Origin of the sequence: Devosia sp. LjRoot3 (assembly GCF_964252865.1) — a bacterium.
Classification (GTDB): domain Bacteria; phylum Pseudomonadota; class Alphaproteobacteria; order Rhizobiales; family Devosiaceae; genus Devosia.
The window spans coordinates 36,084-48,917 of record NZ_CAXUPK020000005.1; the positions used below are offsets into that span (position 1 = coordinate 36,084).

Genomic DNA, 12,834 nt, shown 5'->3' on the forward strand with positions numbered 1-12,834 from the left:
CCTGGAATGGCCTTGACCTCTCACGCATTCGAGTGAGAACAAATAGGGAACCACCACTAACTTGAGTCAGCTGTATTTTGCCGATGCAACAGTCCATCAGATATGCCGAACTGCTCGCGGCCACCAATTTTTCGTTTCTTCGTGGAGCCTCTCACCCGTTCGAAATGGTAGGTCAGGCTGCTGGCTTAGGCCTATCAGGGATCGGCATTTGCGATAGGAACAGCCTCTCTGGAGTCGTTCGAGCCTTCGCTGCGGCCCGAGACTTGGCGGATAAAAACCCAGGCTTTCGCCTAGTCGTGGGCTCGCGCATCGCCTTTTCTGATGGAACTCCGGATATCGCCGTCTACCCAACAAATCGCGAGGCTTACGGCAGGTTAAGCGCGATGTTGACCCTAGGAAATCGTCGAACAGAAAAGGGTAACTGCGAGCTGACCAGAGAGGATCTCCTCGCCCATTCCGCCGGCCAACTGATGATCGTCGTCCCGCGAGAAAATCAGATCGAGGAGGACGGAGGCATTGCTGGCTGGCTCCAGGAAGCAGCTCCTGGCCGCGTTTGGTTGGCTGCCTGCTACCGATATGATGGTCGAGATACTGCCAGGCTCAATCATCTTGCTCGAACGGCTCGGACAGCGGGCGTCAACCTGCTTGCGTCTATGGATCCTCTGTACCATGTGCCAAATCGGAGAGAGGTGCAGGATGTGCTGACCTGCATCCGCGAGCATGTTACCATCGAAACTGCTGGTTTTCGTCTGGCACCGAATGCCGAGAGGTACATTCAACCGCCTTTTGAGATGTTTGGTCTCTTCAGGTCTCATCCCACCGCAATTGCTGAGACCAACCGCTTCCTTTCGCTGATTTCCTTCAGTCTGGATCAACTCAGATACATTTATCCGGAGGAGACAGTCGGCAATGGTGAGACCGCACAGCAAACGCTTGAGCGGTTAAGTTATGAAGGGGCGCGATCACGCTACCCTGACGGTGTTCCAGCCAAGGTCGAAAAGGGGCTATCCCACGAGCTGGGCTTGATCGGGCAGATGGGTTACGCACCCTATTTTCTTACGGTGCAGGACATTGTCCGTTTCGCTCGGCAGGAACGTGGAATTCTTTGTCAGGGCAGGGGATCGGCAGCCAATTCAGCAGTTTGCTTCTGCCTCGGCATCACCGAGGTCGATCCGATGTTGGTCGACCTTCTCTTCGAGCGCTTCGTCTCCACCGAACGGGATGAGCCCCCTGATATCGACGTCGACTTTGAGCACGAGCGGCGCGAAGAGGTGATGCAATACATTTATCAGAAATATGGGCGCCATCGCGCCGGCCTGACAGCCAATGTCATAACCTACCGGGCAAAAGGAGCGATCCGTGATGTTGGGAAGGTGTTTGGGCTGAGCGACGATACGATCGGCATGATCAGCAAGCTGAACTGGGGTTGGGGCAGCATCGATATCCCCGAAGAGCGGATGCGACAGATTGGTATCGACCCTGAAGACCCCACCATCGCGATCGTGATGAAGATTGCTGGCGATCTATATGGCTTTCCACGCCATCTCGGCCAGCACGCGGGCGGCTTTGTGATCACCCGCGACCGTCTCGACCATCTTGTGCCTATCTCGAACGCCGCGATGGAAGATAGGACAGTAATCGAATGGAATAAGGACGACCTCGACGAGCTTGGCATTCTCAAAGTCGACGTCTTGGCGCTTGGCATGCTCAGCTGCATCCGGCGCGCCTTCCAACTTATTCGACAACACTATGGGCAGAGCCTGACGCTAGCGACGGTGCCTCAAGAGGATCCTCGGGTCTATCGGATGACCCATCGTGCTGACACGATTGGCGTGTTCCAGATCGAGAGCCGGGCGCAAATGTCAATGCTGCCGAGGCTCAAGCCCGCTGAGTTCTACGACCTCGTCATCGAGGTCGCGATCGTCCGTCCTGGGCCAATCCAGGGCGACATGGTGCACCCATACTTGAAGCGTAGGCAGGGGCTTGAGCCAACCGTATATCCGTCCCCCGAGCTAGAACACGTGCTCAAGAAGACATACGGCGTTCCTCTGTTTCAAGAACAGGCAATGAAGATCGCTATTGTTGCTGGCGGCTTCACACCTGGAGAAGCCGATAAGCTCAGGCGTGCCATGGCCACCTTCAAACGCACAGGTGGCGTCGGCATTTTCAAAGACAAATTCATAAATGGCATGCTTGAGCGGGGCTACCAGAAGGAGTTTGCCGAATCCTGTTTCCGTCAGATCGAAGGATTCGGGAGCTATGGTTTTCCGGAGTCCCATGCCGCCAGCTTTGCCCTCCTGGTCTATGTGTCCTGCTGGCTCAAATGCCACTACCCAGATGTATTCGCCGCATCGCTCTTGAACTCGCAACCGATGGGATTCTACGCCCCCGCCCAAATTGTCAGCGACGCCCAAGCTCACGGCGTGGACATCCGACCGGTCGATATCAATCTCTCAGACCTTGAGGTCGTCATGGAGCAGACCAATCAAACCGGGCTGACACTGGCCCCCCGCCATGCCGAAATGTTGGACGATATTTGGGGTAACATGGCAGTTCGGCTCGGATTTAATCTCGTCGGCGGCCTTCGGAAAGACCATGCCAATTTGATCATTGCTCGGCGACGCGGTGGCTACGACAGCATCCGGGATCTCTGGCTGCGAACAGGTCTATCGCCAAATGTTCTGATCGCCTTGGCAGAAGCTGATGCATTTCAGTCTCTGGGACTATCGCGCAGGGATGCTGCGTGGACGATCCGCGGGTTGATTGGCAATCACGGTGCGGAAACGCTCCCACTCTTCGCTGCGGCCGGCCCACCCGCGTCGATGAGGGACGAAGAGGGCCACTTACCGCCAATGCTTTTGGGTGAAGAAGTCATCCACGATTATCGATCGCTGTCGATCTCACTGAAAGCTCATCCGATGAGCTTCCTGCGTGAAAATCTGTCGTCACGCCGAGTTGTCGTTGCGGACGATTTGAGAACTGCGGAACCGGGTCGACGCGTCAATGTCGCGGGGCTTGTACTGGTGAGGCAACGGCCAGGAACCGCAAGCGGAGTAATTTTTGCCACCCTCGAAGACGAGACCGGTGTCGTAAACATTATCGTTTGGCCAAAAGTCTTTGAGGCGAACCGTCGTGTGGTTCTTGGCGCCCGAGTCCTCGGGGTCCAGGGGAAGCTGCAACGCGAAGGTATCGTCATACATGTCATCGCCGAGAAATTTGTCGACCTTACAGCGAACATGGCTGCCATCGCTGGCGGAGTTTCGATCGGCGACCGCACCATTGCCAGAGCCGACGAGGGCAAGACCGGAGGTCCAAAGGGGCGCAACCGAGAACAGGAACAATATCAAGCTGCCGTCGCAAAGCGGCTGCTCGACGCTTTGCCGGCCGGTAGGAATTTTCACTGATGCAAATGCGGCCAATCCGGACGCTGCGGGATTTCGAGGACACACACCGCGCCATCCATGCCTATTGCTCACATTATTGGGTCTGCAGCCACGATGCTCAGCTGGCACTCGATCTGCTTGCTTTACATCTTGGCTGGGGCTTTGATTTCTACCATGGGCGCGACTACCTGGCCGGTCGACTAAGGTGCTCGATTTGTGGTTGGCGCCACCCAACCTTTGCACTTGGGCACGCGGGCAAACGCCCTGAGTTCTCGGGCACACATGGTTCTGGAACAGTGCCTGTTCCACCCGATGAGCTCATCACCCTTCAGAGAACGCGAGCGGCCCACATCGCTGGCGAGATGCCCTGGATCGGCAAACGCAAGGGTGGACGGAAGTTCGGACGATGAATGCTGACAAGCCTTGTCGAAGTGTTGAGCCAAACCGGGGTCATGAGGACTGATCGATGACCGTCAAAAAAATCATTCACGTAGACATGGATGCCTTCTATGCCTCCGTTGAGCAACGCGATAATCCCGAACTTCGGGGTAAGCCGGTCGCGGTGGGGTTCGGCGCGAAACGCGGCGTCGTGGCTGCGGCCAGCTATGAGGCGCGAGCATTCGGCGTCTACTCCGCGATGCCTTCGGTGACCGCTCTCCGAAAATGCTCAAGCCTTATTTTTGTGCCGCCCAGATTTGACGTCTATCGTGCGGTGTCGGCTCAAATCCGAGAAATTTTTGCTGAGCACACAGATCTGATCGAGCCGCTCTCGTTGGACGAGGCCTATTTGGACGTCACCCAAAACAAGCAGGGCATCCCTGTCGCGACCGACATCGCCAACGCGATCCGGGCTAAGATCAAAGAGGGGACTGGACTCAACTCGTCAGCCGGCATCAGCTACAACAAATTTCTCGCAAAAATGGCCAGTGGCTACCGGAAGCCCAACAACTACTTCGTCATTCCACCAAGTAGGGGCCAAAGTTTCGTCGCGACGCTGCCCATTCAAAAATTTCACGGCGTTGGCCCGGCGACCGCGGCCAAAATGCACGCCCATGGCATCGAGACGGGAGCCGATCTGGCCTCCTTAACCATAGAGCAGTTGGCCGATCGCTTCGGCACGTCAGCGGAATATTGGTTTAAGCTTAGCCGTGGCATTGATGACCGCGAGGTCAAGCCCAACCGCGAACGCAAGTCTGTTGGGGCCGAAGATACCTTTATCGAGGATATTTCCGACATCGAGAATGCCGCAACTTTAACGCAGCCTCTAATCGAGAAAGTGTGGTCAGCCACTGATAAACGTGGCCTTCGCGCCAGGACGGTCACGTTGAAAGTCAAATTCAGCGACTTTGAGCAGATCACTCGATCACGTAGCCAGCAGACGCTAATCCGGTCGATCGGCGACCTGAGGGCGCTTGTGCAAGAACTCCTGACAAGACAGTTCCCGTCAGAAAAGCCCGTGCGTTTGCTGGGTGTCACGCTCTCCAACTTCGTAGGCCTGAACGAAGCGGATGGCGCCCAGATCGAATTGACGCTTTAGTCGGCTACCACATCTCTTGGTGGATCTTCCTTTTTGCCCACTGACACGATTTTGAGGACACCATCGGGTAGGGGGCGTTGCAGATCAATGGCCTCCTCCTTTGGCGCGGTCAGCCATGTCTCTACTTCGGCTGGCGTCGTGAGAATGACGGGCATGGCTTTCATGTGAATCGACCCCACGACATCATTTGGTGCACAGGTGAGAAAGCCGAAGAGGTCCAGATTTTTCTCCAGACCATTTTTGATTTTCCGGACACCCTCCCAGTCCGAAATCCAGATTCCCGCGAAGAATGCCAGAGGCCGCGTCTCGTCAAGAGCGAACCATGTGTCGCCGTTCTTCTTCCCCGCCTCGTCCGCAGTGTTGTCGAACTCGCTGAACGATGTGAATGGCACCACGCAGCGATTTTCCACGCCGAGCCAGCGGTTCCAATGGGGATTCCAACGGCCTGTCTCCGAGCGGATGTTCCTCACATTGGTGGTCCCGCTATCAGGCTCCATTTTCAGCAGCTTGTCGAAGTCGACATCTTGGCCCTTGGCACGAAGTTTGTCGGCCCGTTTTGCTGCTGAGTCATAGAGCGCCTTGGCACTGGACGGCAGCCCCCAACGCACCTTGGCCAGTTCTCGTCCTGACGAAGTGTTCCGCACAATCGGCGCCGGATAGTCCGGAAAGATTCCGGTCTGGGGTTCCAGATTTCCTACCCCATCCGCAATCCGGGTCACGTCTTGTACGAAATCCAGGATCGCTTGGCGGTTCGAGGTATGGCTGTAAAGATTGCACATGTCGTCGGCGGTACTCGTTGCCCCAACAAACTCGTGCGGTGTGAGTAAGAGGTCAAGTCGGAGTTCGCCGTAATCTCGGACGGGATAGCATTCAAGCATGATCCTCGTCGTGGACAAGTCATTGAACCAAATCGCAAGGAAGTTGCCCGTAAGAAGGTTTGTGGCCGGAGAGGTGGGATGCACCGAAACGTTTTCAAACCCTATGCAACGCTTGGTGAGCTTCTGGTGCTTGCGAAAGTGGGAGCATTCCATGCGTCTGCGGACAAAAAGGTGACAACCGACGCATTGCTGAAAGATCTGAAGGCGTCAAAGGACAGTGTTGCTACAGCCTTCCGTATTCTTGACGAAGCTTTTGGCGATGTTGAGGTCAAGGACACCGCCGGACGAGGAACTCGCCAGCCGACTCTTCGCGGGCGGAACATAGGTGGGTCAGCAGTCCTTGCCGATTTGCTCATCAAAATAGCTCAAGATCCGCAGACCGATCAAAATGCTTTGCTAGTAACGCTGGTGGATACGATCAATTACGTCCGCAAAAACTATGAGTCTGGTGCTTTTTTGAGCACTCCCAAAAAGGAATTCTGAGCAACTGGTTGTCCCAAAAGCGGCGACGTACTATCGGGCTTTCTCACATCTGCAAGACGACTAAATTTGTCCAGCCGGCAAAGGTAAGTTGGCAAAGGGGCCTAAATCGCCACCTCAATGATGGGAGCAGTCAATTCCCAGCCCCCTCGGTTATCCTGGGTGGCAATTCCAGTCCTCCTGGAGCGTCATCTTGAGGCAGGAGGGAAAAACCTCTGCATCAGCCTATTCGGTAACCTAATTACCCCCTACGTCAGTCAACCTGGTCGGAAATTGCCATCTCCAAATGGCGACGTGAACTTCAGGTGTGGCGAGCCGAGAATCGCCGCTGTCGACCGATGCAGCCGCCAATTGACAGCTGCGTTGAGCAATTGAGATGGCAATTGGCAGTTCCTGCATGAATGGCGTAGTTCTCAATGTGTGTGGTGGCATTCACTCCTGACACTCTGTACCGGGCAATTGCCGCTTCCTTCGGCCATCCTGGATGGCGATTGCAAGCTCGAATACGAAGGAATGCTCGCAGAACCTGGCGATTCGGGATAAGTGCGGGATCGCTTCCATTGCTGAACAGGGCTGGCAATTGACACCTAGACAGCCAACTCTAGTTGGCAATTAACACCTCATCGCTGTTGTGCTCATTCAACTCAAAGCATCGATCCAAGGTAATGCTAAGAGCGGTCTCTTCTGCAACGGCTCCTCGGGGCAGGGCGGATTAGGTTCTGATCAGGTTATCGGGAATCTTCAGGCACGTTGGAAGGCGTGATGCGGAAGTCTATGGGTGTGTAAATTGGAGGGCTACGCTTTCGAACAAGCTGGTCGACAACGAACGGCAGTCGCAGAACCTATCGCTGTACCTTCAACCCGCTTGCTCTATGGCCTCTGGTGCTCAATATTGGCCTTCGACTGGTACCCGATGTAACACGGGTTGCGAGGACTAGTCGCGAAATGTGTGCGGGGGCGCATTTGCCATTCTATATTCGACAATCGGTTTCAGCTGGCCCGTTCCGCTTTAACTTCTCCAACTCCGGGGTCGGTGTATCGGTCGGCGTTAAAGGTCTTCGGATCGGAACCGGGCCACGCGGCCATTACATACATGCAGGACGTGGAGGGCTTTACTACCGGGCAACGCTAGGACGAGCCGGCCAGGACCGGCGCTCGTCAACTCCCTCAAGCGTGGCTGTGTCGCCAAGTCCGACGATTGGCAACGACGACGTCGTCATGATCGAAGTCGACTCCGGCGATGTCATGCACATGCGCGATGAGTCCTTCTCGGAACTGCTCGACGAGATCAACGCCAAAACTCGTCAGCTACGTATGTCCATGGCCCTGTTCTGGGTCGCGTCTGCGGTCGGCGTCATCGGTATGCTGGCTATGGGTGGGCCCGGTCTCATCCTCTGGGCGGCCATCGCCCTCGTGGCGGTGATGGTTGGCAGATGGTTGGATTCCTATCGCAGGACGACCGTTCTCTACTATGAGCTGGATGGCGATGCAGAGTTTGCATACAGGAGCCTTGCGGAGGGTTTCGATGCCTTGAGCGGTTGTGCTGGCAAATGGCACATCGAAGCCGGCGGTGCCGTACAGAGCCTGACGACGTGGAAGCGCAACGCTGGCGCATCTCATCTCGTACGCAGAAAGGCAACAACGCTCGCTTACAAGCTTCCCAGCGTCATCAAGAGCAATCTGACCCCTCCTTCGATACAGGTGGGCAGGCAGATACTTTTTTTCATGCCAGATATCGTGCTGGTGCTGGACGGCAGTCGGGTAGGGGCGGTGAATTACGCCGACTTGAACTTGAGGTGGCAGGACTCCCGATTCATCGAGTCCGAGGCCGTGCCCCGCGATGCCAGCATAGTCGGTCAAACTTGGCAGCATCCGAATAAGAGCGGCGGACCAGATCGACGCTTCAAAAATAACCGACAGATACCGATCTGCCTCTACGAGACCATGCATTTGACGAGCAGCAGCGGTCTGAACGAATTGGTCGAGTTTTCGAGGACCGGCGTGGTGGCTGGCTTTGAGCAAGGACGTCGAATGCTATCGGCTTTGCCAAGGCAACGCTTGGCGCAGGCAATTCCTGCCCCCGCGAACGATGTCGCAGCGAGGCCGATTTTAGAGGTGGCCGAGAGGCGGTCCCCACGAGTCGGCAAGGTGTTGGCTGTGGTCGGCGTCGTCGCCTGCGCTACGCTCCTTGCCAATGTCTTGCGACCCGGCACCACCAGTTCAACCGCGCTCCCGCTGCCCGTCGTCGCAGCATCATCCAGTGCTCCCCCCGCGGTAGAAACCGCCCCTGTTCTGAACGGAGAACCTTCGCCTGCCGTTTCACTTCCGATCGAGGCAGCGGTCGATATCGATCCCGCCGGAATGGATCTCCCGACCGACCCGGTGCCCGATCCATCCTTGCTGCGTTATACGACGACCGACGTGAACCTCCGGTCTGGACCCAGCACCCAGTTCGCTGTGATTATGGTGGTGCCTGAGGAGACACAGGTCCTGCTCGTGGACCCTGGCGGAAGTTGGAGTCGAGTTCGCATTGACGCAGACACGGACGGTTGGATGGCAAACTCCACGTTCGAGGCGCGCTGAATCGAGAGGATTTACCCTTGTTTCGTCCTGATATGACGAAGGAACAGCTCATTGGAATCATTCAGGGAATGTCCGAGGACGACATTGGCAGGTTCCTTTACTGCCAAGAAATGGCGGGCGCTTACCTTGCCGTCGGACAGTTCGAGGAAATGCTCATCAGCGCCATGCAAATGTGCGACCGCTTAAAGGTGCACAACAGGCTCGGCGAAGACGCCGATCGCTGGGAGCTGTTCCTCGCAAAGCGGGAATTGCTCCAGGGCTCGACGCTCGGTTCCCTCATCAAGATACTCGACAAGCATGGAATCGTGCAGAGCGACATCAGTTACCTGAGGTGGATAAAGGCTAAGCGCGACCACTTCGTGCACCGATGGTTCCATGACGGCGCGTGGCCTGGCGATCTGGACGGCGAAGATTGTCGGCTGATGAGCAGGCGACTTCTAGCGACCCAGATCTGGCTTTCGCGGGCGGAGCGCCGAATCTGGTTCATCTTCGAGCGGGCGGGGCTGTTGACCCTTGATCGGATTAAGGACGGGACGCTGCTCGCCATGAATTCAGGTCTCGAGGATATTTTTGGCAAAGTCCGCTGGGACAAGGAAGATGTCTCGGACTGAGGCAAGAAACGCTTGCGGAGGCCGCCCATTGGCAGCATGGCGGGAGAGGATAAAGCATGATGCCCAACGAGCACGCCAATCCGGAAGGGGCTTTGCAGCTCTTGGTTATGGTGGAGGATTTGGTTGTCCCTGTCGTCGCCGAGGAGAAGCCGAAGCGAAAGGTGCAGCGTCGGGCCGGCAATACCCTGGACAAATGGGAGGTCGGGGTCGTCAAGGCCATGATCGCGCGGGGAGGTAGTTTTACCAACGATCAGGACATCCTGGCCTATTTCACTCGCCCAAGCAGAACGGTGAACCATCGCCTGATTGGCGAGATCCGCAACGCCATCAAGCACAAGGACGTCAAGGCCGCGGACGAGGCCGAGTTGGATGCCTTCATCGCCGCCTGGCCGGACGTCGACCACGATACGGGTCTCAGCCGTCGTGGCGACGAGCTGCTGATCAAAGCACGCGAATCCATGATTGCAGCGGTCCACGTCTTCAATTCAGCGGGCCTGACGTTTCGCGCTGAACTGTTCATCGTGACCGCAGTCATCGCCTGGACCTATCTGCTCCATGCCTGGTTCAAGCGGGACGGCGTCGACTATCGCTATGCCGGCGAGACGACGAAGGAAGGCGCCGAAAAATATTGGGAGCTCGGCCATTGCCTGAAGCAGGGCAACTGTCCTGCGAAAGGCGCAGTGGCCAAGAACCTCGAATTCCTCCTGACCATTCGGCACGAGATTGAGCATCGCTCGACGAACCGCATCGATGACGCCCTCGGCGCAAAGCTGCAGGCCTGCGCCATCAACTTCAACGACGTGATGAAGCAGGAATTCGGTGCCCAGTACGGCTTGGAGAAGCGGCTCCCAATTGCGCTGCAGTTCGTTAATTTCGGCGCTGATCAGCGATCGGTCCTCAAGAAGGCGTCCGGACTGCCAACACATATCGCCACCTGCATCGATGCCTTTGAGGCGACGTTGACCCAGGAGCAAATGGACGACCCCGCGTACCGAATGAAAATCGCCTTCGTTCCCATCGCAGCGAAGCGGCCTGGTGCAGCGGATTCTGCCATCGAATTCGTCAAGGCGGGCAGTGCCGATGCCGAACAGGTTGGTCGCATAGTGTTCAAGGAAGTGAACCAGAAGCGCTATCCTCCGAGCGAGATCGTCGCCAAGGTGAGAGCGGCCGGTTTCCCGAAATTCAGGATGCAGGACCATACCGAACTCTGGCAGAGCATCGACGCCAAAGATGGCGGTAACGAAGGCTTTGGTGGCGCAGGAGACTACAAGGGCAGCTGGGTCTGGTACGATAAGTGGCTGGAAAGGGTCACCGCCTTCTGTGATGGCGAGGGCGATCGATTCCGTTGATCAGTTCAGCTGCGGCTCTTCCCCCGCGGGTCAGGTGTCCGTTGTACGGACGCCTGGGCATTTTCGCTTCCGTTGATCTTCAAAGGGGAGCTAGTACGGCACAGCCTCTGCAATAGGTACCGCCGGAGAGTTATCCCTTAGGAACAATCAAGTCGTAGCGAGCCAGGGCTGCACCTCGCAGAATGGCTTCGTTGCCGGCCCGCATTTCCAACCTTCGATATTGTTGACCCCGCGGGTCCTTCGAGCTGTAGAGCATAAACCTGTGGTCATCCTCTTTGAGTATGAGGCAACTGCCATACGCTTCATCTTCCCACCTTCTCACGATCGGCCGATCTGGAATCGCGTTGCTCATGCTGGAAAATGATTGCGGCGCCCATCGGGTGAGGGGGCAGTCATTCCGCATCCAGTGAAAAGCTTGCATTACGTCGAGAGCATTGACCCGGTCGGCCGCCGCAAGTAGGAAATCGTTCGCGCGGCCGGGCGGAAAAATCAGCTCTACGTCGATACCCATCTCAACCAAGGCAACGATGAGCGGCCGGAAATCCAAATCACCGATCACAAAAGTGCATGACGTAAAAAGGCCTCTGCTGGCCATTGAAAGTGCGTCCACGGCGAGTTGGACGTCGACCATCTTCTGTTGAAGTCCCTGACGCCGCCGGGAGACAGCGTCGCCGGTCCGCACGTGAAAGCCGCTTTGACGCTCTATGTGCTTGAGATACTCGAGCTTCGGTTCAACCCGAGCGCGATAGTCCGTGTCACTTTCCTCTGACAACTGAAGTGGAACCGCATCGTAGTAGTAGGCCTTGCGATGGTCGCCCTTCAGCTTTTCCCAATCAACGTCGATCGTCCTACCTTCGAAGAACTCCGCCGCGATATCCCGCATCGTCGATTGCAAGTTGTTGCCGTCGATAAAGATATAGCTCCGTGACTGGTCGATACGCACGATGGCAACGCTCCCTTGAAGACCACACAGAGCGTAGCTCGATTCTACGGGCCGTCATTCAGGGCTTGCAAGACCGTTGCGCCGGCTGACTCAATATTGAAGTTTATGAGTGAACCAGGAATGCGCACGGACCGAATGCCTAGGTCGCGAAGCGAGGCAACGATGGCTTCGTCCTTAAGACGCTGCTTTCGACGCAAATGATGGGCACCGTCGCAAAATACCGCCAACCGTTGGTCCTCAAAGAAGAGATCGGCCTCGGTTACCAATCCTGGAGCATGCCGTATCTCAAGGTCTTTCCAGAGGTGGTACCAGGATGGGTAAACCGAGCCGTCATCCATTATCAGCATCTGTATCGACGGGTGGTAACCGTGGAGTGCCAGATACTGGATCAAGAACAGCTCAATGGGGCTTTCTGCACCCCAAATTCGCCGTGCCTCCACGCGTCGGAATGGCTGGGCATCAGGTCCGACCGCTTGCGATTGTATTTGGCGGTCAGCTTCTGGTTGGGCATCCCAACGCCAAGGCTCAGGATGTCATCCGGATCATGGTCTGTGGCTAGATGATATCTGCCTACGATCAGGCCAACTTCATCCAAGTGACCGTTGTCGACGCTGCTCACGACACTAGTGGGACCATACATTGCCCAGTCGCCTGAGAAGGGATTGTACCCAATATAAGCTGTGTCGCGGCTACCCTGATTGTCGGCCACGTGCGCCACGAAATCTATATTGGAGATATCCACATGCCCCCGTTTGGACGCCGGGATCAGTGAAAGCGCAAATGGCGTGACGACCGAAACATCGTCGCGTTTCTCAACGAAGATCGTGCTCGCAACGATCGAGATCATCTGGAACTCCGTGCCGCGATCTCGATAGAACTGCTGTTCGACTTCAGGCACCTGGCCCCAAACGCGTTCACTCGATATCGATGCCAGCTCTCCAGTGATTGGCTGAGGTCCGATCAGATCCTCGATCGAGGCCCGGACCAACTCCGGTACGGGCGACCAGTCCAGCAAATAGGGCAGTGGGGGTCTCTCGTAGCGTGGATCAGTGACCAGTGAAGCCGGGCGG

The 12,834-nt window shown here is 56.5% G+C and carries 10 protein-coding genes and 1 pseudogene; 7 read left to right on the plus strand and 4 right to left on the minus strand.

Annotated elements, in window-relative coordinates:
• The first annotated feature begins 83 nt into the window (after nucleotides 1-83).
• Nucleotides 84-3,404, plus strand: a complete 3,321-nt coding sequence (locus ACSQ2A_RS17485) for an error-prone DNA polymerase (RefSeq protein WP_436073269.1) — start codon at nucleotides 84-86, stop codon at nucleotides 3,402-3,404.
• 445 nt (nucleotides 3,405-3,849) lie between these two features.
• Nucleotides 3,850-4,920, plus strand: coding sequence for a DNA polymerase IV (gene dinB, locus ACSQ2A_RS17490; RefSeq protein ID WP_436073270.1), 1,071 nt, complete (start codon nucleotides 3,850-3,852; stop codon nucleotides 4,918-4,920).
• Here the strand turns inward: dinB and ACSQ2A_RS17495 are convergent.
• Nucleotides 4,917-5,699: an SOS response-associated peptidase gene (locus ACSQ2A_RS17495; RefSeq protein ID WP_436073589.1), complete on the minus strand. Its 783-nt coding sequence runs from the start codon at nucleotides 5,697-5,699 to the stop codon at nucleotides 4,917-4,919. The genes dinB and ACSQ2A_RS17495 overlap by 4 nt on opposite strands.
• A gap of 177 nt (nucleotides 5,700-5,876) precedes the next feature.
• Here ACSQ2A_RS17495 and ACSQ2A_RS17500 point away from each other — a divergent pair, with 177 nt between their 5' ends.
• The 5 genes and pseudogenes from ACSQ2A_RS17500 (at nucleotide 5,877) to ACSQ2A_RS17520 (ending at nucleotide 10,821) form a co-directional block, all read left to right on the plus strand.
• Nucleotides 5,877-6,281, plus strand: coding sequence for a hypothetical protein (locus ACSQ2A_RS17500; RefSeq protein WP_436073271.1), 405 nt, complete (start codon nucleotides 5,877-5,879; stop codon nucleotides 6,279-6,281).
• A 942-nt stretch (nucleotides 6,282-7,223) separates the two neighbouring features.
• Nucleotides 7,224-7,388: pseudogene (locus ACSQ2A_RS17505) on the plus strand (DUF4236 domain-containing protein); the annotation flags it as partial.
• Nucleotides 7,389-7,496: 108 nt separating this feature from the next.
• Nucleotides 7,497-8,861: an SH3 domain-containing protein gene (locus tag ACSQ2A_RS17510; protein ID WP_436073590.1), complete on the plus strand. Its 1,365-nt coding sequence runs from the start codon at nucleotides 7,497-7,499 to the stop codon at nucleotides 8,859-8,861.
• A gap of 17 nt (nucleotides 8,862-8,878) precedes the next feature.
• Entirely contained in the window at nucleotides 8,879-9,472 is a 594-nt protein-coding gene (locus ACSQ2A_RS17515) for a hypothetical protein (protein WP_436073272.1), read from the plus strand.
• Between the two features lie 56 nt (nucleotides 9,473-9,528).
• Complete coding sequence (locus ACSQ2A_RS17520; RefSeq protein ID WP_436073273.1) at nucleotides 9,529-10,821, plus strand: DUF3644 domain-containing protein; 1,293 nt, start codon at nucleotides 9,529-9,531, stop codon at nucleotides 10,819-10,821.
• Between the two features lie 130 nt (nucleotides 10,822-10,951).
• On the opposite strand, the gene ACSQ2A_RS17525 is transcribed toward ACSQ2A_RS17520, so the two are convergent.
• Genes ACSQ2A_RS17525 through ACSQ2A_RS17535 form a run of 3 tightly spaced genes read right to left on the minus strand, consistent with a single transcriptional unit; the run spans nucleotide 10,952 to nucleotide 12,611 of the window.
• On the minus strand, nucleotides 10,952-11,764 hold the full coding sequence (locus ACSQ2A_RS17525) for an NYN domain-containing protein (protein WP_436073274.1): 813 nt from the start codon (nucleotides 11,762-11,764) through the stop codon (nucleotides 10,952-10,954).
• Nucleotides 11,765-11,808: 44 nt separating this feature from the next.
• Nucleotides 11,809-12,156: a hypothetical protein gene (locus ACSQ2A_RS17530; protein ID WP_436073275.1), complete on the minus strand. Its 348-nt coding sequence runs from the start codon at nucleotides 12,154-12,156 to the stop codon at nucleotides 11,809-11,811.
• Nucleotides 12,153-12,611 (minus strand): hypothetical protein, encoded by a 459-nt coding sequence (locus tag ACSQ2A_RS17535; RefSeq protein ID WP_436073276.1) that lies wholly within the window; start codon nucleotides 12,609-12,611, stop codon nucleotides 12,153-12,155. Before ACSQ2A_RS17535 ends, ACSQ2A_RS17530 begins: the two co-directional genes overlap by 4 nt.
• Nucleotides 12,612-12,834 lie beyond the last annotated feature (223 nt).